The following is a 25,023-nucleotide window of genomic DNA, read 5'->3' on the forward strand; positions in this document are numbered from 1 at the left end:
TTCCACTCTCCCTTGGGTCTTTGCCATCATGATATGCACCCAGGCAGGAGGAGTGAGATTCTAGTATGGAACAGTCTCTGAGATTTTCTCCTCAAACTGTTCCTTCTGACCTTGAGCCAAGCCAAGCTCCCTAAGATTTCTCTTTACCTTGTACCAAAACTCTTGTTGACTACGCTTGTCCCCCATGTTGCTTTCTCGAATACTGCCTAAATGCTTTACTACCTTCTGACGCGGTTTGCCCGTTTCCCAAGTTGTCCTCACCAGCTGTACGTACCTTAGGCGATCATCAATTGCTTTTTTGGACTTCCATCGAACAAACATAATAACTCCTTTCCAATTTGATGCGGTAATGCTTTTAAACTTTAGACGAGACTGCTATTGGAAAGGTTTCACACTAAAAAACGCCCCAAAGGGGCGCCCGGTAACTCTGTTCCGAAGAACTAAATTATTCCCTGCATTCTCAAGATAATCTCAGCGATGATAGCGGAACCAAGAAAAGTACCAAAAAATACGCATACGGCGACCACTAGGCTTTTCCAGCCTAAGCTGTACGTACCTTAGGCGATCATCAATTGCTTTTTTGGACTTCCATCGAACAAACATAATAACTCCTTTCCAATTTGATGCGGTAATGCTTTTAAACTTTAGACGAGACTGCTATTGGAAAGGTTTCACACTAAAAAACGCCCCAAAGGGGCGCCCGGTAACTCTGTTCCGAAGAACTAAATTATTCCCTGCATTCTCAAGATAATCTCAGCGATGATAGCGGAACCAAGAAAAGTACCAAAAAATACGCATACGGCGACCACTAGGCTTTTCCAGCCTAAGCTGTACGTACCTTAGGCGATCATCAATTGCTTTTTTGGACTTCCATCGAACAAACATAATAACTCCTTTCCAATTTGATGCGGTAATGCTTTTAAACTTTAGACGAGACTGCTATTGGAAAGGTTTCACACTAAAAAACGCCCCAAAGGGGCGCCCGGTAACTCTGTTCCGAAGAACTAAATTATTCCCTGCATTCTCAAGATAATCTCAGCGATGATAGCGGAACCAAGAAAAGTACCAAAAAATACGCATACGGCGACCACTAGGCTTTTCCAGCCTAACTTCCTGAAATCGGCCCAAGAGCGCCCGATAGCAATCCCGGCGTAAGCGAGGATCGGGGTGGCAAGAGCCAGGATGTTCACCTTGGTCGTCCATTGATCAATTAGTACAGAACCCGGCATCCATGGCATCGATACGATAATTCCTATGATCCCTATATACGCTACGCTCGGCACCTGAAAAGGAAGAAGCTTTTGGATGATAAGTCCAGCAAGGCAGATCAGAATGAGGACAATGATTCCGGGTAATGCTTCTAACGGCAGGACGTCATAGCCAAGCCAATTCCCTAATGTCGCCGTGATGCCAAAGATGATCAGCACAAGAGTCCATTCTTGAATATTTTTTAGCATTGGGCCTACACCTCCAAGTTTTCGCTGCTATCCGTCTTGCGATTTCTAGTTAACCATTGATACATTTTCTCGGTTAAAGGTAGACCTATAAAAATACTCATGTATAAGCCAGTCGTTAAAGACAAGAGATTACTTGCCCCTGCAAAAGCCACAATATCCTTCTCCATATCTGGAAAAGCCGCAATGAGAGAGCCGCTGGCCGCTGCCATCATACTTCCGCTTCCAACACCGGATGCCATGGCGAAAGACAATGGATGTAGAGGAGTAATCGTAGCGAGCAACCCTGAAATCAATCCCATAAACACGGCTCCAAATACCGTACCAAAAATATAGATCGCCATCACCCCTCGTCCTTCAGGTGAGTTAAACCCATATTTCTCCACGATCAACCCCACATTCGGTTCACGGGCAATGGAGTGCGTCATCCCGATAGCTTCGCGCTTGAGCCCCAAGGCGACCGCGACAGGGAGGGCCAATAGAATGGTGCCCAGATTGCCGAATTCCTGCAAAAGCAATGCGGGTCCAGCCGCAATGACCTTAGGCAGAGACGGTCCAATGATCACCCCAATTTTAGCGATGAGCAGGGTTACCCCCAAAACAATCAGCGGCTCGGCATTAACGGATTGCTTCTCCTTAATCAGCGGCGTGAAGAAGAGGGCTAATCCGATCAGAATCGCATAGAGCATTGGAAGTAGCAAAATGACACCAGGACCCAAGGAAAACTTATGCGTGCCAATCCATTCGGTAAACAAAACAATAATGAGAACAATGCCATGTAAACGCCAATCTTTCCAAAGATTCTTTTGTTGCTCCGTCATTTAAATCCCTCCTTACTGATTTCATTCATTCCTTGAAACGATTTTCTGCTTGGCTAACTCTTCAAGCAGCTGACCTACAGCTGTCGTATCCATGCCCCCTTTCCCCTGCACCTTGGCTAATTCATAAAGCTGGGAGATGACGGAACTCATGAAGCTCGGGATCCCCCCTTGTCTTGCCAGTTGCCTATATAAGTCAACATCCTTTGCCATGTGGCTCAGCAAAAAGATGACATTGTCATACGAACCTTGAATGAGATTAGGCCCAAAGACGGAGAGCACCTTGCTTTGTCCCGATCCTTTTTCCATCACATTCGCGATTCTGTCGACAGATACCCCCGCCTTCACCCCAGTCAAGAAGGCTTCACTTAACAGCAAATTAATTCCGGCTACAACCATATTGTTGCATAGCTTCACCACCTGGCCGGAACCAGATTCTCCGATATAAAGAATCTCCTGACCAATCGCTTGCAAGACGGAATCTACCTGGTCAAAACGTTCCCTATCACCCCCAACCATAATGGTAAGGGTCCCCTGATCAGCCCCTTGAGGCCCCCCGCTGACAGGACAGTCGTAAAAGCCCACATCATTCATAGCAGCCACCTTATGGAGCTTACGCGTCGTTTCCACATCCGTCGTCCCCATATCCAGAATCAGGCTCCCCTTCCCCATCACGTGAAGAGCTCCCGATCCCCCAAGAATCGTCTCTTCCAAAATAGATGGAGTCGGAAGTGAGGTGAGCAGCACCTCTACCCCTTCTGCCACGGACGGAACGCTATGACCTGCCAAGGCACCATAGGAAACAGCCGACTCGACCCCCAACGGATCCACATCATACACATAAACCTTATAGCCATGTTGGATCAGGTTTTTTACCATTCCTCTGCCCATAGCCCCGCAGCCAATAACCCCAACTTTCTTCAATCCTGCTCCCTCCCTTCCCTTATGGCTTCATATAAACCGTCTTTATCTCTGTCCAAAAATCAAGCGCCGTGCTGCCTTGCTCCCGCGGGCCGATGCTCGATTCCTTCTTCCCGCCGAATGGGAACTGGTTCTCAAAATACGTAGAAGGCAGGTTAACATGCGTGACCCCAGATTGAATGTTGCGGACAAAGTGGAAAGCCTTCTTCAAGTCATTCGTATAGATGGTGGAGGATAGACCAAACTCATTTTCGTTGGCGAGTGCAATGGCTTCCTCGTAGGTCTCCACTTCCAAAATGCCAATGACCGGACCAAAGATTTCTTCCTTAAATATAGTCATATTCGGAGTCACCTTGCTAAATACCGTAGGTGAGACAAAATAACCGTTGGCTTTATCCCCATCCACAAGACGCTCCCCGCCGCATTCAAGCAAAGCTCCTTCTTCAATCGCTGTTTTCACATAATGCAAGTACGTGTTTAATTGGCTCTCATCAATGACTGGACCGTTATCCACTCCAGATTCCAAGCCGTTTCCGATCTTGAGGGCTCGAGCTTTCGCTACTAGCTTGCGAGTGACATCCGAAGCAATCGACTTAAGCACAATTAGACGGCTGGTTCCGGTACAGCGCTGGCCATTATCTAAAAATCCGCTAACCACAATGCTCTCTATTGCTTGATCGATATCCGCATCCTCCAAGATAATCGCTGGGTTCTTCCCTCCCATCTCCGCCTGCATTCTTCCACCGCGTGCTGTTACGGCTTTACCCAGTTCTACACCAACATCCGTCGATCCAGTGAAAGAAACCGCCTTCAGTTCCGGGTTCATTCCGAATTCCCGACCAACAACAGAACCTGGACCGGTTATCATATTCAGAACGCCGGCGGGAACTCCCGACTTTTCGAACAGCTCTACGATTTTTACACTGATAAGGGAAGTATTGCTCGCCGGTTTAAAAACCACGGTATTCCCTGCAATGAGAGCCGGGGCAATTTTCCATATTCCAATTCCTAAAGGGAAATTATAAGGTGCGATAACCCCTACCACCCCAAGCGGCTCCCGAACGGTATAAGCGAAGATGTCCGCATCATACGAAGGCACCGTTTCCCCTGCTAAGCGTGTTGCTTCTCCACTGAACTGCTTCATCGCTTGAATCGTCTTATTCACTTCCCCACGAGCTTCACGCAAGGATTTGCCTACTTCTTTGGTAATGATTTGGGCTAATTCTTCCTTTTCATTTTCCAAATGATAAATCAGGTTGAAGAGAATTTCTCCACGCTCTGGAGCCGATGTCTTGGACCACTGAGGAAAGGCCTCTCGAGCCGTAGCGATAGCATGCTTGACGTCTTCAACATTTGATTTTTGAAAATAACCGACAATTTCTTCTACATTAGCCGGATTAAGGCTCGGATAGATTTCGCCTGATTCGCTTGGAATCCACTGTCCTCCAATGTAATTCTTATAGGTCGTATGCATGGTGTTTCTCCTCCTTTTAAATAATATATTTTTGATCATTATAAATTTTCTAAACATAATATTTAAATGTGTACACCCACCAAATTTAAATCTATTTCTTGTGGGTAGACACGAAAATCTGGTAGGCAAGAACAAGATTCAACCATTCTACTTCGTTGTCAATCGAGACGCCTAAGATCTGCTCTATTTTCTTCAAACGGTAATAAAGGGTATTTTGATGGATATGCAGGCGCTGAGCCGTGACTTTGTGGTTTTTATTACATTCCATTAACATGGCTAGCGTTTCGTAGCACTCCTCGCCGACCGTCAACAAGGGCCCTAATTTGTCTTCAATATAATGCTCTAGTAAGGTAGGATCCAGGTTCTGCCACAGGCGCTCCGCTCCAAGCTTCGAATAACTAACAAAATGGTGGTCATTTCTTACTTTCGCGTACCGAGCAGCTTCCAACGCTTCCTCAAACGAGTTCCCTACTTGGCTAAGTGAACTTTTTCTTCCTAAGCCATAGACGATGTCCTTTGCCTTTCCCCATTTCCGATCAACCGATTGATATAATTGATACATGGTATCTTCCTTTACATAAGGGACAAGTACGACAATTTGATAGCCTAATGAAAAGACCATACTATTCGGATGGATTCCTCGACTAATCGCCTCAATGGATCTGATAAAGGTTTCTTTATCCCGAATATTTTCCGGCTTCCATAAAGATTCCTTCCGACCTTCCACAACCATGCATTGAAGCTCCCCATTGGGGTCCCACTTCAGCTGTCTAGCCATCTGCTTGAGCTGCCCAATGGAAGAACCCTTCGTTAACTGATGAAATAACTCCCCTCTTAGATGCAATTCCTTCTCATATAACGCATTCTGTTTCAACCGATCGAGGGTCAAAGCCGTCCCCGCATGTTCAACGGCACTTCGTTCAATGGAAGACAGGGATGCAACTGGCCTTTGCAATCGGATGGAGCCAAAGTGTTCTTTTTCTCTAATAATAGGAAATAAATAAGGGTCGTCTAATTCCGTTGCATCCATATAACTCACTTTGCCTTGCAAGATGCGGCCTAACAGAGTTAAAATCGGTTCGATCCCGCCCCCTTCCAAAATAATCTGAGTAAATTTCTGATGGGTCTCCAGCGAGCTGGTCAACTGGGCATTCTTTTCCTTCAGACCTTGCACCAGCCTGGAATTCACAATTGCAATGGCGCTCTGATCAGCAACCACTTCAATAATACGCATATCGTCTTCCGTGAAGATGCCCTCATTCTCAAAGTTATCTACAGCCAGCACGCCAAGGCATCTCTCCTGATAGAGTAGTGGTACACAAAAAGCACTTCTCACCTGCCGCCCGTAGACGCCTTTCAAGTAATGGGCATAATTTTGCTCGGCCATCGTTGCCATCCTCTTTTGGATATCTTCCTGAATCGGATAGAGCATCGGCCTTTTCTCCGTAAAGGTGTATCCAGTCAGAGATTCCCCAGGACGAAAGGCAATGTGGTGCATCATCGACTTATCAATCCCTACTCCTTCCGCCATTCTTAGAACCTGATCCTCCGGATCATACAGGTACAGAATGATCGTGTCAGAAACCTCAATGAGATCAACCGCCGCTTTCACCAGTGTTTCCAGGACAACCTCTAAATCTAAAGACTTGGTCAACAACTTATTAATCTCCATGAGTTTATGTATTTTTTCATCACTGGTAAATGCTCGGATGGCCAATCGAGTCAACCTCCTCTAAACCTAATTCCTTATTTTTCCTGATTATAATTAAAATTCGAAGAGCTGAATAGATGTAAAATGAGACTAAAGCAATTGAAAAAATACTCCATTTATAGTATAGTTTTTGAAATTACAATACAGGAGCGGACCTTATGAAAAACACTTGCTTATATACCATAGAAGTCTGTCCTACTTGCTCTGAAAGCAAGTGGGAATGGGTGATATGGTGTACGAATTGCGGTAACATTGTCTGTTCATCTTGTGTACAACATAATCATCACGCCAATGGGTTACCATTTGATATTCCTGGAAGAGGGAAACGTTATTACGCAGAATAAGTCATGAAAACGAGGGGCGACTAGCCCCATTGATATGAAATTTAGTAGAGCAACTTGCAAAAATAACCCCAAACTTGCAAAATTATTAACCAAACCTGCAAAATTAAGCAAAACAAAAAGAGTATCCCCAAAAGGACACCCTTACCCAATCTTCTCCATGCTGGTCTGATTCACAAGCTGATACTCCAGATCATTTAATGCATTGCTTAGATTGCCTCGTATCCACCTATACGTGTAACTCTGGTAGAAATAGCGGAGGCTCATCAATAGATCTATTTTTTCATCGGTTGATAGATGGATCGTAACAAAATGATCAACACTAGGTAATCTCTCGATCAGTTGATTAATACTCGATGTCTGATATTCCGTCAAGTCAGCAAAGGAAACTTCAATTGCAATTTTGAGGGCAATTTTCAACGAACCCGGGTCTGTGATCCGAACTTCAAACATCTGCTGACCTCCTTTATCCTTATTCAAGCTTATTTTATCACCTTTTCCTACCATTTAGAACAAAATGCATGATACACAAAACTACATAAATCGAGGAGATACGACTTCATTCATCCTTGGGGGACCGACTTAAGCATCATAAAAAGATCCTGAAGTATATCTTCAGGATCTTTTCAATTTTAATATTCAGCCAGTCTTCTCTGGTTATCGGTATCATAGATGTAGCCTTCGATGTCGGCATCTTCAAACTCGTCAGCAATATCATCTGCCACATCATCCAATAGTCGATCAATTTCTGATTCAGTTAAATCGTCCCATTCCTCCTTATAGGATTGGTAAGCTACGTTAATCACAAATTGAACATCATCTGTACTGCCGTTCAAGTAAACAGTAAGTCTAATATCATCAAAATAGTCTTCATAAGTATCTTTTAAATCATCTTCTAAATCTGACAAACGATCTCCTGAACGGGTGATGTCCACGTCAACATCTCCATCTTCTCCCGAGAATTCCACTACCTCTTCATTTTCTGAACGGTCTATGATACTTCCTGAAATATCCGCATCATCATACTCATTCCAGATATCATCTAGAATATCTTCCACAAACCCCTCAATTTCTCTATTAGAAAGATCAGACCATTCCTCATCGTAATCATCCAGATCCACCTTTATTTCCACATCAATATCATCTTCATCCCCATCAATAGATATCCTGAAGTCCATGTCCTCCCATTCACCATATTCATCATTTAGCTCTTCTTCTAATTCCTCTAGATCTGCCTCATCATACTCTCTTGATTCTAAACGTTTTTCCAAATCTGCTATTCTAGTATCTTTCGAACTAAGCTGTGCCGTCAGATCAGCAATATTAGTATTTTTCGTCGCTAGCTCAACTCGTAATTGCTCCAATTGCGGGTTGGCTTTATCAGTGACACTAATGGTCTTTGTACTCCCATCCCAATAGACATTCTTATTAAAAACATCTGCCATCATGCTGAGCGGCAAATACGTGGTACCTGCAATAATAAACGGTTCAAGAGTAGATACCACCTGATTGTTATTGTACAAAATCTTAATATCACGATACTGTGCTTCTACTTTTTGATTTTTCTGAGCTGCCTCTGAAATTGGTGTACTTAGCGATAAGGCAGTAACTAAAGCTACGACCGCTACCCCTAATCTTTTGGGATTTCTGCGCATTTCTTTCTCCTCCATTTCAACCCTTACAATTTTACCCTATTTATAATAGCAAATTATGGTAGGGCTTTGGTGAAAAATGGAGATTTCTTAATATTAATTTTCTTTAGGTGTTATTGCACATTGAAATGGTTTACCCCCGCTAGCAATCCTGCTAAGACTTGAACTTACTAGTTGCATCGTACGAATCTTAGATCTTGATGTTAGATGATCTTCCTTCTTGTAAAAATTTGTTGTTTTTTGTAATATAATATTTATCAATAGGAAAAAAGACCTAAATTTATACCTGCTATATTTTTAAGGGGGATTTTCAATATGAGTAGAAAAGGAATCGTCTTTAAATCCATTTTATCATTGTCGATTATGGTGATCCTGCTATCTTCCGTTTATGCTGGTACGGCCTATTGGTCCGAGAAGAAACAGTATTACCAGGAAATGCTGAGTATTCAGAAAACCTTACATAACCAGATCGCTCATCATATCCCACAAGTAGAAGCCGCACTTGAGACCCTACCTAAAGATCCTACAGCATATAAGAGCCACGAGCAGGTGATAGAACTAAAAAACGAATTAGATAATCCTGTAAGTACGGAAAAAGTTGCAAATACTTACCTTTTCTTTCCACAACGGTTAGAAGACAGCGGCACAACTTCCTTGAAGATTCTACTTAGCAATCAGAGCCTTCTAGAAAATGGCTTTATTCCTAATGAGACCTACACGTTAACCAAGCAATTTTTGCATGCTTATAATCAAGCAATGGAAAAAGGGGTGGGTATTACTGACCCTTTCACAGATGAGTTTGGAGATTGGGTTACGATCTTAGCTCCGGTTACAAACCATCAAGGACAAGTCATTGCCATTCACGGGATAGACTTCAACTATAGCCAGGTAAGTCAGGATCTTCAAGCCAGTTTGATTTTCTATATTGGCCTTGGGGTAATCGTAGGAGGAATCGGCATCTTGCTCCTGGGTCTTATCGTTCGTAAGACGTTACAACCTATCATTCAGTTATCTGAAATGGCTACGCTAGCTTCCCAGGGGAACTTGACCGTGAGAGCGGAAGGTAAGAGTCAGGATGAAATTGGGCATTTAGCCTGTAATTTTAATGAAATGCTTGAAAACTTCTCGAGAATCATTCAACAGCTTCGCAACGTGAGTATAGAGATTGAAGAGTCAAGTCGAGTGGTTAATCAAGGTTCAGAACAGACGAAACAAGCCTCCAACGAAGTGGCAGAATCGATTCAACAAATCGCCATCGGAGCTGATTCAGCCGCAACGGGAGCTATCGAAAGTGTGAAGGCAATGGAGGAAATGGCCATAGGCATTCAGCGCATTGCCGAATCCTCCTCTCAAGTAGCAGAGACCATCTCTGAAGTGGCCAAGGAATCGATTGAGGGTAATGCTATTGTACAATCTACGGTCATGCAGATCCGCACGATGGCCGATCGGACAAAAGAAACAACCCAATTCATAGAAGCCTTAGCTATCCAAGCAAAAGAGATTGATCAGATTATTGTTGTCATCTCGGAGATTGCCAATCAGACGAATCTGCTTGCCCTTAATGCTGCCATTGAAGCTGCAAGAGCGGGAGAGCATGGGAAGGGATTTGCTGTCGTTGCATCAGAAGTTCGTAAGCTGGCTGAACAATCTAAGGATTCGTCGAACCAGATTGCCAGTTTAATTGAAAAAATACAATACCACACCGAGCAAGCCGTACAATCCATGAGACAAGGAGTTGATGAGGTCGAACAAGGGGCAAACCAAGTCTACCAAACCGGAGAGCGCTTCGAGAGAATCAGCACCTCTATCCAGAGTATCTCAAATCAGATCGAAGAAGTTTCGGCTTCTACGGAACAGATGTCAGCAGGATCAGAAGAAGTCACGGCTTCTATCGTCGAGCTTTCTAATGCCGCTAAAGAAGCCTCCATGTTTTCTCAACAGGTTGCGGCCGCGACAGAAGAGCAAGTCGCTTCCATTGAGGAAGTAGCCCGATCGACCGTGGCGCTTTCAGAGATTGTCAAGCAACTGGAAATGATGATGAATCGGTTTAAGTTATAAATCCTATATTACAAAACAACAAGCTCCGGCCTTGGAGCTTGTTTTCATTTTACATCGTCGTAATTTCCCGGAAAATGTTCATTTCTGGTATTTGATGTCGGATTTGCTATGGGCCGAAAGTAAACACAAAAAAGCAGAATGGCCTTACATTATTACTAATCGTATACTTTCTCCTAGAAACTGAAATAAACTCAATCTCGTCTATCATACGAATTGAGCTCTCTATTCATGCGTACTTTAACCAAATGGTAGGCCTTGCGTAATTGTGCTATCCTTTGATGCCTTATATCTTCTTCTATGTACTCGTCTGATTGTATTACACCATTTAATGCAGAATAAGCTCTCTCTAGATCACTCGTTTGTAATATTTCTATAAAATTTATGGTTTTATTAGATAAATTCATAGTTAAACACTCCTCCCTGTACCCTAAAATAGGAGGCAACTGGCAGACATACTGAATAGATGCATTCAATTTAGTCCCTATAGTTTTGCGTCACCACTTTTCAATGGTTTTGCCTTGTCTCTATTATAATTACTATATTACACTTTAATAGCGGTCCCACGAATAGAAGATTGGACACCAGGTTGCTTAGAGCTATTTAAGGGTAAAAGTACTTTTACTAATGTTCCCTCATCTACTTTACTGGAGAAAGAAATAGTTCCCTGATGATTATGTATAATATTTTTACAGACTAGTAATCCCAGACCGGCCCCTCTTTCTTTGGTGGAGTAAAAGGGTTCTCCTAAACGTGGAATCCGATCTTCTGGTATGCCACAACCATCATCTCTGAAGGAAATAAGTGCATATTGGTGGTTACTTGCCAACTGAATCTTAACCGTTCCACCTAACGGCATGGAATCCATTGCATTTTTAATAAGATTGATAAATACTTGTTTAATTTGATTCGGATCACAGCTTACGATGGGAGGTGATTGAGAAACCTCTAGTTCAATTTGAATGTTAGTCATATTGCCTTGCATTCTCATTAGCTTGATTGTTGTTTGAAGAATATCTAGGATGGAGGTATCATGGTACTGTGTGTTCGAATTCGTCAGATATAGAAGCTCACTTACAATAAAATTAATGTGGTCCACTTCATCCATGATGACCTGGAAATGTTTAGCGTTGACTTGGCTCGCTTCTTGATATAATTGAAGGAAACCCTTCAGCGTAGTTAATGGATTTCTAATCTCATGAGCCATACTAGCCGCTAACTGCCCAACCACAGAAAGCGTCTCTGATTTTCGAAGCAGTTCTTCGGTTTCTTTTAACTTCGTAATGTCTACACAAGACGCAACCACTGCCACGGTAGCTCCCTCTCGCCTAAGTGGCCTAAGAGAGGCCAAGTACGTGATGCCATTTAATGTCCCCTCATATTCGACATGTTCTTCTCCTTGCCAAGCCCTTTCATAAAACTCCTCCTTATAACGTGCAAAGTCAAGCGGTAGGAATGATTCCAACGGTTTCCCAACTATAGCTCGAGGGGTAAAACCCAACCGGTATAGAAGTTCTCCATCACATAAGGTATGGATGAATTGACCGTTATCTTTCTTGACTACAAAGGTCATCCCTTGTTGTTCCCGGATCAAGTCGGTGAGTTGTTCCTGGACTGTGACAAACGAATCCTTATTTTTTCTATTATGAAGAATGTCCTTGATCAGAACCTTGCATTCCTTCAATAAGTATTTAAGCATGGGATAGAGACCTCTCTCCTTCATATTTGATAGAGTGCTCTAGGAATTAGTCCACCGATGCTCCCCCACTTTAGCCATATAATCATCTGGGTACAATTACCTATTTAACTCATTATAGTGCAGAGGTTCCGACAATTAAAATTAATTCGTTTGACAAATTTCTACATTTTTTATAACTCACCGCTTGTGATTTTACAATTCTGTTGCTATAGAAAGCTCCTCCATATTGGATCTTCCCCCTCATGGAAAAATCCCCCAAGATGAGTACTTTGGAGGATTTTTTAAGCGGTTTTTATATAATTCACTGGTGGAATGATTTTGACGCTTACGTTCTCGCGTAGTAGTTTTCATATCCTCCAGCCATGATGATGTTTGCGATTATCACCGGATCAATGACATTGAGTTGCTTATCTCCATTCATATCCACAACCATCCTCTGCGCTTTAGAGGGTGTCACTCTCTCTAGAACGTAGTTGATCGCAGCCACCCAGTCCGTCACATCGACGACTTTACTAAAGTCAGCATCAGCCATCACGTGAATTCGTTGGACTATCTTCTTCCCTACTTCGTCCTCTGCGTATACCGTGTACGTGGTATTCTCAACAATGTGGAAGGAGGCATCCTCTAAGATATCCACGGTTCCCGTGCTTGGGAAAGAATCTGCATCCGAAACCCATCCTTTTACCACATGCAGCTTCACAAGCTCCGAGCCTGTGCCGTCAGCGTAAACATCCACTCTCACGCTGCGTTCACTCGGATCTCCATAGAGAGCATAATCAATAGTCGGATCTTCTTGATCAAGTTCTAGCTGAATCGAGCCATCAATCGACTCAAACCATGGGCTCAGTTCATTCTCATTCCGATCCGCCAGGACAATGTTGCCGATTTGAATCGGAATCTCGTAGCCCTCACTTAAATGAGAATACACACTATGATCTTTCAATTGGAGCTTGGCATGGAGCAGAATGCCCGCCTCACCGCCAATGGGTGTGTTATCGAGATTGGTGACGATTACACGCGTCTTTCCATTTTTCAAGGTGTAGTAATCATACGAGCCGTAGACATCCCCGGTTACAATTCGGTCTTCATCGATCCCCGTCAATAAACCGCCAGCGGCAATGGAAGCCAACGACACATAGTTGCTATTGAAATCTAAATCAAACTGAAGTCCTGCTACATTTCCTGCACTCGTGAGACGAATCGGAACATCCACGGTCTCTGTTGGTTTTCCTCTGACTTGTTTATCTACACTTAGTGTATCATAGACAAAAATACTTACGGTTGCTGGACTAGAGTAAGCCTGTCCGTCGAAGATGTGATAGGTGAATTGGTCTACTCCACCATGTAACATTTCGCTCGGTCTGTATTGAAATGAACCTTCTTCTGTTAGCGTAACCTGTCCTTGTAGTGTAGAGTCGTCTACCAACTCCACCCTTAACTCGTCTCCATCAGCATCCTGGTCATTCTTTAGTACGCCATCCACTGCCTCTATTTGCAATGGGGTGTTCCAATAGGTGTTATAGTAATCATGTTGAGCCACTGGTGCGCGGTTAGGTACCGTAATCGTTGCCGAACCTCTCTTGCTTCCATCGAATGTGGAAGTAGCTGTAATTGTATATTCACCAGCTGCTGCATCGCTGGCTACAGAAACTAGTCCGTTTGCATCGACAGTGACTTTGCCGTAATTACTTGCCCAGGTCACGGTTTGTTCCGCTCCCGCAAGGACCTCCACGATTGCACTGAATTGCTGCGTTCCGCCTTTAAAGACAGTAGATGTTGTTGGAGATACTTGAACACTTGTAACGGTTTGAGGCTGGATAACCTCAATTAAAGCTGTAACCTCACTACTTAATTTCGTTCCATCCGTTCCCTGTGAAGCCTGCACCAGAAACCCAAATCCGGTAGCACCATACATATTAGCTGCAGGCATAAACTTGAGTCCCGCTTCACCTTCCGAAACTGTAATAAAATCACCGTTGGCAATAGGCGTAGTTCCATCATTCTTATAAACTGTACCACCAGTGATTCCTGTAATTTTGAAATGCGTGACTTCCGCCCCGTCTGCAGCATTTCGTGTAATGACTAACCCGTTAGATGTTAAGGTGTCTCTATTGGTTACTGCCTTGGTGACACTTGGACTATCAGGTTGTGTAGTAACAGTGAAGTTGACGGTTGCTTGGTCTGTCAATGGGTCAGCTCCACCTCTGGTGGTTCCATTGTCCTCAATCGTATAGGAAAAGCTGGCGGTACCTGAATAGTTGGGGCTAGGGGTAAAGAGTACAGTTGCACCTTCCATACGAACGGCACCACCCGTAGGATTCCCGATAGACTTGATCGTCAAGCTTTGACCATTTTCGTTACTAGGTCCCTGTCTATCGTTGGCTAGCAAATCACTAAAAGGTATTACCCGTTCCACGGAATCTTCAGGGATGGAAATGAGCGTGTCATTTTCTGCCCTTGGCGCATCATTCACCTCGTAAACGGTAATGGCAGCTGGGGCTGCAATACTCAACCCTGTCCCTGCTGCGTCTTTTGAGGCATATACATTAAAAGTAAATGGGTCTCCAGCTGGGCTGTTCGCTTCTTCATTGGGTAAGAAACGCAACCCGGATGCCCCGTCTGCAGAAGTGATAAAGTCATTATCGTTAATTCTCGTTCCATCCTGTTTGGACAGCGTTCCTCCTGTTATGCCATTAATCTTATAGTGAGTAATCGTTTCTGTTTCAGCACTATTGGGGGTGATAACTAAACCAGATGTGCTTGTTACATCCTCCCATGTGGTGGTGCTTGTTACAACCGGAGACTTGGCAACGACTGGTATTGCAGGCCCAACTTCCAACACAAGCTGAGGTCGGTACGTTGGATCCTCACTTGCTGCAAAACTAAAGAAATGTCCTGCATTAGTTTCATTTCCGGTAAGAGCAAAGGAAACGATTTTTGCCAGATCCGAAGGATTGCTCGGTATAAAATTTGTGTTTGCTTGATTTTGTACATAAGCGGTAACATCGAACTCTTTCCAACCCATTGTCAACTGATTGTCGTTGACCGTACCTATGGTCTGATCTGATGGTTTCATAGGAAATGAATCTAAATTAGGATTATCCGTCCAATCGTCATCCGTTGAACCGTAAAGTGTCACAGTGGTTTTTGTGCCATCTAACGAATCCAAGTCATATACTTCTTGTATAAATATACGCAACGTTGCCTTCTTCACTTGTCCAGTCATGCCTGTTAAGTTAAATTGAAGCGCCGATCTTATCGCTCCAAATCCACTCCCATCTCCAGCCGTTCCAACATAATTCGAAGGTTGATCGTTGACTACACCCAAATCAGACCAATATCCATCTGTAGTAGGTGTCAGTATCGTAGCAGCTCTTGCTAGATTAAGCTCTCCTAGAAAGGAAGATAATAATAGAGTGGAGGTTAATAGTATTTTTGTTAGTTTTTTTCTCAAATTAACACCTCATTTACCCTTAAATTGTCTTTATTCATTCGACACATTTCGACTTATCTTCTCGGCTGCCCCCATTCTTTCATTTTATTCCAAATTTCATAAAACAAGGACTATTTTACTATGCATTGGACCTAAATCATATATTTAGAGAGGAAAATTTAGCAAAACTTTAGATACCAGTGCTCTAAAAGAATAGTATCCTTTTCTCATCTAGTATATAAGAATTTGGGCAAAACGCTCCCTTTAGCCTAGAATAATAGTTCAAAATAACCAAATTTTAGATAAACTTTAGTAAAAGCGTATCCAGACTATAGTACTATAATAGTAGTTCTATATTTTATAAAAGAAGAGGTGAGTTCATTCTAATTACAAGATAAACAAAAGAGTGGAGGTAGGACTTTGTTAAGAAGAACTTCTTTATGGACTGCAATTCTAATGGTCGGTGTTATGATGCTTACGACCTTTGCCACTCCATCTCATGCAGAACCGGAACAATGGCAAAGAATTTATTCGGTACAATCCATTAGAAGCTTGGTTTGGGATGGTACGCAATATGTTGGGGTTGGAGGTGAGGGGACGATCTTCACTTCAGTAGATGGACAAAGCTGGGAACAGTCCAGTGCAGGTACTCCGAACTACCTTACAAAAATTATAAAGCATGCCGATCAATGGATTGCAGTTGGGGGCGATACCATCGTTACCTCTTCTAATGGACAAGATTGGGAAAAAGTAAGTGGGCTTCCATCTAATCTTGAACTGCAGGATGTAACGTGGGGGAATGGTCTTTATGTTGCCGTTGGATTAGGCAATTATTCAGACAACGTGATTTTAACCTCACCTGACGGTATTAATTGGACGCCATCTAGCTTTACGAGCAGTTTAGCGACCGTGACCTGGGGGAATCAAGGGTTTATAGCTGTAGGATGGGATGGGACGATCTTAACTTCCTCCAACGGATTAAGTTGGAAGAAACAGGAGGCACCTAGCACAATCCAAGAAAGCACCATTTTTCTTAGCAGGTATGTTAACGGAAGGTATTTTATTGGAACCCATAATAAATTATTTTCCTCTACAGATGGAAAAAACTGGACTGAAACCAATGTAACCACCAGATTTAACACCATCATCGAAACGAGCAACGGTTATATGGCACTCGCAAGCAATAATACACAGCCGATATTTACCTCTCTTGATGGATTGAACTGGACTCAGAGTACCTCGTTCACCTTTCCTTCCAGTTACTTTACTAGCCTAACGGAAGGAAACGGAAAATACATTATAACTGCTGATAAAGGTCGAGTTTGGTATTCTTCCAATGGGACGGATTGGGACCTTGCGCCAGGCAGCGAGATCCCTCCGACAGAGCTAAAATCGATAGCTTGGGGCAATGGCATGTATGTCTTAACAGCTTATGGCCGTATTTTGACTTCTCCAAATGGAGTGAACTGGACACTGAAGACAAGTGGAGTTCCACAAGCCTACTCGTCAGCCGTGAGTTGGAATGGAGACCAGTTTATTATCGCATGGAATGATGGAACGATCATGACATCTCCTAATGGTACGGATTGGACAACCCACACGAATACCGGAATTTCTGGTTGGATTAGTGGTTTTATAAAGGGAGATGGTACATACATTATTACCACTAATAACGCGACCATTTACACCTCCATGGATGGGATTCATTGGACACCCCAAACCCTACCAAAGTCTGTAAAAGGCGTAACGTGGGGGAATGGGATGTATGTTCTTGTTGGGTACGGTGTCATTTATACTTCACCCGATGGAACCGCTTGGACCGAACAAAACTCCGGAGTTGAATCCAATCAAGACTTAACAAGTGTTACTTATGGGAAGGAAGGATTTGTTGCAGGAGGAAGGAGTAGTGTACTAACTTCTGCTGACGGGATCCATTGGACTAAGCATAATGTGAATTCGAGCTTACCCTACTCTTCCGGAACCGTGGTCTGGGGTTTTAACGAATATCAAGCACTCTTCTCAGATTCCATGATGGGTGGAACCGTAATCTGCTCTTCCCCTGATGGGACAAACTGGAGCTGTACACCTAATTTAGGAGGGATGGCAAGTGGCATAACCGTTACGGATAAAGGCTTTGCGGTAATTGGTTATAACACAACCATTTGGGTGAAAAACGTAGATCCACTGGCCCCGTTTAACCAATCAACAAATGTGAGCGAAATGATGCTAGCAATTGAGGCCAAGCCTGATGACGCCTTTGCCGAGACTAGTATACAAGATTCGTATTTAGGGTCATTGTTAACGGACCAACAGGCCATTGCTCAATATGCTTTTGATCACAAGCCTTATGCAAGTGCAGCCAATTTGCAGCAAGCGATTATCGATGGAATGCTTATGCGTCAACCTATCATGGCACTGAATGCATCGTCCTCTATGGATGAGGTTGATTCTGTCATCCTCTCGTGGAAACAGAACAACCCAGGTTTTGATTTCAGTGCCTATGATCTGCTGAATGAGGAGGAACATACCCTCGTGAAGCAAATCCTGCTCGATTCAAAGCCAACAGACGGGTATATCAACATCGAAGCCATTCAGCACGTGATGGATGATAAAGTCAAAGACATCTTTACCCAATCGGTAGCCGCGGATCAGCGTTTGGTGACTATCGGCTATTCTGCTGGGGATCAGGAAGACCGCATTATAAATGACCTTGTATTACCCACTTCAGGTGAGAATGGAAGCGTTATAACCTGGACAGCAAATAAGAACTATATTCAATCGGATGGAACCGTTACTCGTCCGCCGCATGAAGCCGGAGACCAGTCCGTCACATTGACGGCAACGATTCAGAGAGGAAGTGTATCCGTTCAGCGTACCTACATGGTGACAGTCATGGCCTTAAATGAAGCACCGGTTGCAGGGAATGATTATTACAATACCTACTTTAATCAGCCCATTCAAGTGGCTTCTCCGGGTCTGCTCCAAAATGATAGGGATGCGGATCAAGATCAGCTTACAGCTGAATTGGTCACCCCAACCGTATCAGGCACGGTCTATGTAGAGCCGAATGGGTCATTCGCTTATTACCCAGGCGAGGGCTTTAGTGGAGCGGACTCCTTCTCCTATCGGGTTAAGGACGGCTTCGGAGCCTATGATGAAGCAACCGTCAGCCTATTTGTCTATGACACGCTAAGCGCAGACAAACAGGTGGCGGGAAAACCAACCGAGATTGTGACAGTGCCCATTCGCCTGACAAGCCAAGGTAATGTGGCAGGCCTTCAGTTTGACTTGACTTTCAATACCGCATACGGCTCATTAGAGGGTATAACTGCAGGCAGGCTGCTGACGGACAATAATGTCACTCAAGAGGTATACGGGTATGGACACTTCGATTACTATACATTAAGCAGTGGCAAAACCCGCGTCATCGTAACCAATCTATCGAACACGCCAATCGGCGGAGAAGTTGGAGTGCTGCTCAATGTAGATTTCCAATTAAAGGGTCATGCTGTTTACTCCCAGCTAAGTGACGGATACGAGATTCCGATTAAACTAGAGAATATTGTATTGACGGACCGAGCCGGAGTTGAACTCACCGGGAATTTTCAGACGTTGAATGGATCGATTCAATTAGTATTGGATAAAGAAGAACCAATCCTCCATTACAGCTTGATTCCTGATCCAACCGCACGTGTTGTCCGTGTGGATGTCAATGCGGATGGAACAGGATCGGATATTACGAGTCTGAAAGTAGCAAAAGATTGGGTGAGTGATGTCCATTCGTTCCCCGTTACAACAGCCACGGACATTTTAGCCAATGCTTCGTTCGATATCATTGAAAATACCACATACACGGTCTTTGCTGAGGATGAAGCTGGTAATAAAGCCATCCAACGCATTCACGTGATGGGAGATGCTGACTTTAGTAAAGTCGTCGATGTGACCGACTGGCTGGCAGCGATCAACTATGTATTGGAAAGAGTGACCCCCTCTAAAGCACAGAGGATGGTCGTAGATATGAATCGGGATCAGGAGCTCAATGTTATTGACCCGGTGATAATGGCGAATGTCATTACAGCTGATGGATACGAAAACTATTACGTTAGAAATAGGTAGAGTTAACTCCCTTGTGGCTTAATCAACTGCAAGGGAGTTTTTTTATATCCGTTTTCGGGAGTATGATTAGTTGTTTATCTGTAATCATTACAACATTGTGACTTTCCACTTCTTTCTCGTGACAAAAATTAATCAATTCTTGGGGATTTCCAAAAATTCGTGAGTATCCGGTCTATTCAGGTCTTAAGCTCCAATACCAAACCCTAAATTTTACGTATATTTTTTCCCAGGACACCATAAAAAAAGAGGAAGCCTTTATATTAAAGACTTCCCTGCTATACAATTTCAGACGTCACAAGGCCTAAGGCGTATGCGATCCGAGGAATTGGAACGAATTTTTCGGGTAAAGATCCCACTCACCTTGCAAACTAAAGGTTTGAGATCCTTTAACGATGCCCTTTTTACGGACGATAGTACCGCCATCTGGTAGAAGCGGAGGCGTGGAGTTAGGACTCCAGTTTTTATCTCCAATGATGTCCACGACTTGACCGTCTTTGAGGAGTTCAAATGCGCAGATGACATAGCCGTCACTGCCATCTGCCGTCATGATTAGTTCATCGTGATACCCTTGTACTGGCGTTATATCCATAAGCTCATAGAAGGTAAAATTAATGACAATGCCGACGTTCCGAGGGTAGACCTGCCAGACGTTTGCATGCGGCTGAGGAAGAATATCCCTATTATTCATTACTTCCATTCGCTTGTCTTTCGTATTATACCGATAGCCAACAATCTTATAATTGATGCTGGACTCCCCGTGATTGTACATTTCTAACGCTATTTTTCCCCCATCCCCCTGCACATACTCTGAGAAGAAGGCAGATGCGCCCTGCTGTTCTTGTACGACCAGTTCGATAAAGGCAGCTGTTCTATCCTGTGCTACCACCCAGTAACTCGTTGTTCCTATACTTCCTGGTGTCTTCTTAAATACCTTGTCTTGTAGTAATTCCGTTCCTAAATGGGTCATTCCTCCCGGTGTTTGTGTATACACCGTAAGTGTAGCCCCGGATTGGAAGTAAGAGGCTAAATCGTAGGAGACGTCAGCCACTCCTCCCTTGGTATGGATCTCCTTTTGATGTACGACTTGTACGGTGGATACAGATAGATTGATGCTCGCTGTTCCCCCTCTTCCATCATCGGCGGTGACGGTCACAGTAGATGTCCCTTGGCCTCCAACCACCGGGGCTAGAGACAATAAGCTGCCATTGATCGTTGCCTGCACAAGATTCGTGTCAGAGGCGGTTACACGATAGGTTAAGGGATCACGGTCTGGATCTTGAAAAGCCCCTTCTAATGAGAGCTGATTTCCCGTTACACCAAAGCCAACGACCTGATGTGGAATAACCATCGCTGTCACTTGAGGTTCATGATTCGATGTTTCAACGGTCATCGAAAACGATGTCGTGGCCGTTCCACCCTTCCCATCATCCACCGTAACGGTCACTATCGCTGTTCCAGTACTTAATGGCGTAACCACTAGTTGTGCGCCATTGACTTGCACACTGGCCACAGTTGGCTGATCCGAAACTGCTAGATAGGTTAGAGGATTGTTATCCTCATCGGTAAATACTAGCGATAAATCTAGTGAAATCGGCGTCGTTCCCTCCACAGCTGATTGATTACCAATTTGATTTTCTAGAGTTGGAGGGTGATTGGGGAAATCTTTAATCCTACCATAATAGAGATCCAAGATTAAATTTACATCCTCCATCGTAACTTGACCGTCGTTGTTGACATCGAGAGCCTCTTGTTGTTCAGCAGTTAACGAAATCTGCCTCAATACAAACTTTTTTGCTAACAATGAGTCAGTTGGTGTGATCTTTCCATCCCCATTTCCATCCCCTTTTATCGTTAGGGACACCGCTGAAGAGAAGGTTGGCAGAAGGAGAATTATAAAAACTAGCGTTACACTCAAAATAAGTTTCGTCTTTTTCATTTAGGGTCCTCTTCTTTCCCGTTACTTAGACATCGACGCAAAGAGAACAACAACCGCTTCTGCTCGGGTCGTGTGTTTCTTCGGTTTAAAGGTTTGATCCGGATAGCCATTCATTACTTGATGTTTAGTAGCCGCTTGTACATAGTCTTTAGCCCATCCGGCGATCTGCTCTGTATCCAGGTAGTTTGCATTACCTGTAATGTTTTCCCACTTCTTGGCGAGACTCATCATCGTTGCCATCTGTTCACGGGTAATTTTCTCATTCGGCCCAAATCTAGAATCACTGAATCCTTTAATAATGCCATAGGCCGATGCGGTCTGGATATCCTTGCTTGCCCAATGTCCTTGTATATCATCGAACACCTTACCTGGTCTTTCTTCAAGTTTAAACACCTTGACAAGAAGGGAAGCAAATTCAGCACGCGTAATGGTTTGGTTCGGTCTGAACGTTCCATCCGGATAGCCACTAATCATTCTGGATTGGATGAAGCTTCGAATCTCTTGTTCAGCCCAATGACCTCGTATATCTATCAGCGAACCTTGAACTTTCAATTTACCTTCTGCTAATAGTTTTCCTTCTGTTTGTTTATCAAGGCCAATGACTGTAAAAGTACTAAATTTATCTACCCAAAAAGTAATATTGCTAGGTTTTCCCTGGTCATCAAAGAGAATTTCTCCTTTGATCACTTCTTTGTCGCCGTCGCTATGCTCAACTAGCACAGCTAAAGAATCCATTAAAACTTGCAGCTCTTGAGGACTCGAAGGAAGTCTATCTTGTTCAATAGGAATCGTTACTTGAGTCTTCGAAGAGAAATTCGTATGAATTTCCACCGGTGTCCCGACAATTCGGCTGTTAGGTGCCACCACCGCTGCTGTTTCAATCGTTTGCTGCACTTGTGCAGGTGCAGTAACCTTCTGAATTTCAATCTTCGGTACACTGGTTACATTCTGTATAGCTGTCATTGTTTCTGTGGAGAGCTCAAGCTTCGCCTGAGGTGTAGTGATATTAAGTGTCAACTGATTCGCAATCAGCTGATTCATTGATGAGTTAGCTAAGTTAACAGAAACCACTTGCGCGGGATCTCCCGGGATGTCTGTAACTACTATTTCTACGTTCGTATTTTTCTCTTGCATCGCTTTGGTTACCGCTTGTTCCGTCTTTTCTTGATTCAACGTAACGGTATCCACCTTGGTACCGTTCTCGGTAACATTTCGGGTAATTTCTACTTGTGTTGCCGTTGTTTTGCTGTCCTGATTATTTTTATTCCCAACAACAACATCTACGGTTCTTGTCGTTCCAGTAGGTGTCGGAGACGTTGGATTTGATATTCCGCCACCGCCACCGCCACCACCTCCACCAGTTGGAGGTGGTGTGACAATTTGGAAGCTCTTCGCGACAACATGCGTATTTTCTCCGACTACCACCGTCGCCTTCCCTAACGGAACGGTATTGGGCAGCTTGAAAGTATAGTTAAATTGTTGGTTCGTTACTTTCATAGAATCGACAAGAATAATAGAATCATTGGAATTCATTACTTTGACATTCACATCCGGATAAATAGATGTTCCTGTAACATTGACTTCTGCTCCCTGGATTTTATCGGCTATATTCCCTAACGATACTTCTCCATCAGCCAAGCCGTGAATAGGCATCAGAAAAAGAGACAAGCCCAGGCTGAACAACATTTTTAAACTCTTTCGTTTCATTTTAGCAAATCACCCTTCCATAAAGAGCGGAATCGAATCCACTTAAAGGATTCGATTCCTCTTCTGTTTACATCTAGCTGTTTCCCAGGCTTAATTTAGAACGACCGGTTCTGCTAAGTTCGTTTGAACATTTGTCGCATCCGTTGTTAGACGATCAAAAACAAATACCTTTACCGAATAACCTGAATCGGTCCCTACGATACTGTGGAATGTCGCCGACAACGTTTCACTTGTTTGAATATCTGGATACAGGGCCACGATACTAACTGGCTCGCGATTGTTCTTCATTAATTGGAAGACAACCACTTCCTTACCGACATGATCAGCTCGGTTTGTATTCCGATCAATTTTCACGCTGGCCGTTAAACTTCCCGTCTTACGATCTAGTCCTAGATCATCACCTGTCGATCCAATAGTAAAAGGCATACCTGCTTCAAACTTTTTCACTATGAGATTAAAGGTTTTGGTCTGAACAACGGCTCCTTTTCTCACCGTAGCCGTTAACATAACCATAGCATCTGCCGTATTGGCCGCTGGGCGCTCAACGGTACCATTACCATTCAACACACTCACTAAGTTTGACGACCATTCGATTACCGTACCATTTAAACCTGTAGTAGATAGAGAGAGTGACTTTGTCACATTTGCCGCACTATCCCCTGTGCGGTAACCGATTGTCAATGCGGCCAATGCTTCTGCTACAGCATCCGTATCTGATTGCATTTGCTTCAATACTTTGACCGTGAAGACCTTCGTTTCGGTGGCGGCTCCCTTCCTGATGGTCGCCGTTAACGTCACCATTTCATCTGAACTCGTCTTTACTGGGCGATTCACCTTTCCAGTCGCTGTGATGACACTTGGCTTGTTTGATGACCATGTGATGGTTGTTCCATCGGCACCCATCGTAGCGAGTGTCAAATCTTGGGTTACTCCACTCGCACTGTCTCCTGCTGTATATCCTACAGCTAGCGCACCTTTCGCGTTCGCTACAGCTTCCGCATCGGTTTGAGATTGCTTCAGCACTTTCACCACAAAGGTCTTCGTCTCCGTGGCGGCTCCCTTCGCGATGGTTGCGGTCAACGTCACGGTTGCATCCCCGGCGCTGTATGCTGGACGACTAATCGTTCCGTCAGCAGCGATTACGGCTGGGTTATCCGAGGACCATGTCACGCTCGTTCCATCTGCCCCCATCGTCGCAAGCGTCAAGTCTTGGGTTACTCCACTCGCACTGTCTCCTGCTGCATATCCTACAGCTAGCGCACCTTTCGCGTTCGCTACAGCTTCCGCATCGGTTTGAGATTGCTTCAGCACTTTCACCACAAAGGTCTTCGTTTCGATTGCGGCACCTTTGGTAATCGTTGCGGTCAACGTCACGGTCGCATCTCCTGCGCTGTACGCTGGACGACTAATCGTTCCGTCGGCGGCAATCACGGCTGAGTTATCTGTGGACCATGTGATGGTTGTTCCATCTGCCCCCATCGTCGCAAGCGTCAAATCTTGGGTTACTCCACTCGCACTGTCTCCTGCTGCATATCCTACAGCTAGCGCACCTTTCGCGTTCGCTACAGCTTCCGCATCGGTTTGAGATTGCTTCAGCACTTTCACCACAAAGGTCTTCGTTTCGATTGCGGCACCTTTGGTAATCGTTGCGGTCAACGTCACGGTCGCATCTCCTGCGCTGTACGCTGGACGACTAATCGTTCCGT

At 44.1% G+C, this 25,023-nt stretch carries 15 protein-coding genes and 1 riboswitch; of the genes, 2 read left to right on the forward strand and 13 right to left on the reverse strand.

From position 1 onward, the window contains the following. Positions 1–60 precede the first annotated feature (60 nt). The 8 genes from EIZ39_RS20370 to EIZ39_RS20410 all read right to left on the reverse strand — a co-directional run bounded on the left by EIZ39_RS20370 (position 61) and on the right by EIZ39_RS20410 (position 8,374). Positions 61–321: a hypothetical protein gene (locus EIZ39_RS20370; protein WP_129202263.1), complete on the reverse strand. Its 261-nt coding sequence runs from the start codon at positions 319–321 to the stop codon at positions 61–63. 683 nt (positions 322–1,004) lie between these two features. Further along, entirely contained in the window at positions 1,005–1,457 is a 453-nt protein-coding gene (locus tag EIZ39_RS20375; protein WP_129202265.1) for a hypothetical protein, read from the reverse strand. A 5-nt stretch (positions 1,458–1,462) separates the two neighbouring features. Continuing rightward, a complete protein-coding gene (locus EIZ39_RS20380) occupies positions 1,463–2,275 on the reverse strand; it encodes a DUF3100 domain-containing protein (RefSeq protein WP_129202267.1) in 813 nt (270 codons plus the stop codon). A 21-nt stretch (positions 2,276–2,296) separates the two neighbouring features. Beyond that, the gene (locus EIZ39_RS20385; RefSeq protein WP_129202269.1) at positions 2,297–3,196 is read right to left on the reverse strand and encodes an NAD(P)-dependent oxidoreductase; all 900 of its coding nucleotides are present in this window, start codon (positions 3,194–3,196) and stop codon (positions 2,297–2,299) included. 19 nt (positions 3,197–3,215) lie between these two features. Continuing rightward, positions 3,216–4,667 (reverse strand): aldehyde dehydrogenase family protein, encoded by a 1,452-nt coding sequence (locus tag EIZ39_RS20390; RefSeq protein ID WP_129202271.1) that lies wholly within the window; start codon positions 4,665–4,667, stop codon positions 3,216–3,218. A 91-nt stretch (positions 4,668–4,758) separates the two neighbouring features. Next, complete coding sequence (locus EIZ39_RS20395; RefSeq protein ID WP_129202273.1) at positions 4,759–6,384, reverse strand: helix-turn-helix domain-containing protein; 1,626 nt, start codon at positions 6,382–6,384, stop codon at positions 4,759–4,761. Between the two features lie 479 nt (positions 6,385–6,863). After that, positions 6,864–7,172, reverse strand: coding sequence for a hypothetical protein (locus EIZ39_RS20405; RefSeq protein ID WP_129202277.1), 309 nt, complete (start codon positions 7,170–7,172; stop codon positions 6,864–6,866). A gap of 179 nt (positions 7,173–7,351) precedes the next feature. Beyond that, complete coding sequence (locus EIZ39_RS20410; protein ID WP_164985203.1) at positions 7,352–8,374, reverse strand: stalk domain-containing protein; 1,023 nt, start codon at positions 8,372–8,374, stop codon at positions 7,352–7,354. A 312-nt stretch (positions 8,375–8,686) separates the two neighbouring features. Here EIZ39_RS20410 and EIZ39_RS20415 point away from each other — a divergent pair, with 312 nt between their 5' ends. Beyond that, entirely contained in the window at positions 8,687–10,429 is a 1,743-nt protein-coding gene (locus tag EIZ39_RS20415) for a methyl-accepting chemotaxis protein (RefSeq protein WP_129202281.1), read from the forward strand. A 435-nt stretch (positions 10,430–10,864) separates the two neighbouring features. Next, positions 10,865–10,957, reverse strand: a riboswitch (cyclic di-GMP riboswitch). A 13-nt stretch (positions 10,958–10,970) separates the two neighbouring features. Here the strand turns inward: EIZ39_RS20415 and EIZ39_RS20420 are convergent. After that, positions 10,971–12,125 carry an ATP-binding protein gene (locus EIZ39_RS20420; protein WP_164985204.1) on the reverse strand — a complete coding sequence of 385 codons (1,155 nt, stop codon included), beginning with the start codon at positions 12,123–12,125 and terminating at the stop codon, positions 10,971–10,973. Positions 12,126–12,450: 325 nt separating this feature from the next. Further along, entirely contained in the window at positions 12,451–15,579 is a 3,129-nt protein-coding gene (locus EIZ39_RS20425) for a cadherin-like domain-containing protein (protein WP_129202285.1), read from the reverse strand. 399 nt (positions 15,580–15,978) lie between these two features. On the opposite strand from EIZ39_RS20425, the gene EIZ39_RS20430 reads away from it, so the two are divergent. Beyond that, complete coding sequence (locus EIZ39_RS20430; protein ID WP_129202287.1) at positions 15,979–19,674, forward strand: immunoglobulin-like domain-containing protein; 3,696 nt, start codon at positions 15,979–15,981, stop codon at positions 19,672–19,674. A gap of 301 nt (positions 19,675–19,975) precedes the next feature. On the opposite strand, the gene EIZ39_RS20435 is transcribed toward EIZ39_RS20430, so the two are convergent. The 3 genes from EIZ39_RS20435 to EIZ39_RS20445 form a co-directional block, all read right to left on the reverse strand. Beyond that, positions 19,976–21,610 (reverse strand): dockerin type I repeat-containing protein, encoded by a 1,635-nt coding sequence (locus tag EIZ39_RS20435; RefSeq protein WP_129202289.1) that lies wholly within the window; start codon positions 21,608–21,610, stop codon positions 19,976–19,978. Positions 21,611–21,631: 21 nt separating this feature from the next. Beyond that, positions 21,632–23,317 carry an S-layer homology domain-containing protein gene (locus EIZ39_RS20440; protein ID WP_129202291.1) on the reverse strand — a complete coding sequence of 562 codons (1,686 nt, stop codon included), beginning with the start codon at positions 23,315–23,317 and terminating at the stop codon, positions 21,632–21,634. 90 nt (positions 23,318–23,407) lie between these two features. After that, on the reverse strand, positions 23,408–25,023 hold a 1,616-nt coding region (locus EIZ39_RS20445), incomplete at its 5' end, for an immunoglobulin-like domain-containing protein (RefSeq protein WP_368666340.1).

Source organism: Ammoniphilus sp. CFH 90114 (genome assembly GCF_004123195.1).
In the GTDB taxonomy this organism is placed as follows: domain Bacteria; phylum Bacillota; class Bacilli; order Aneurinibacillales; family RAOX-1; genus YIM-78166.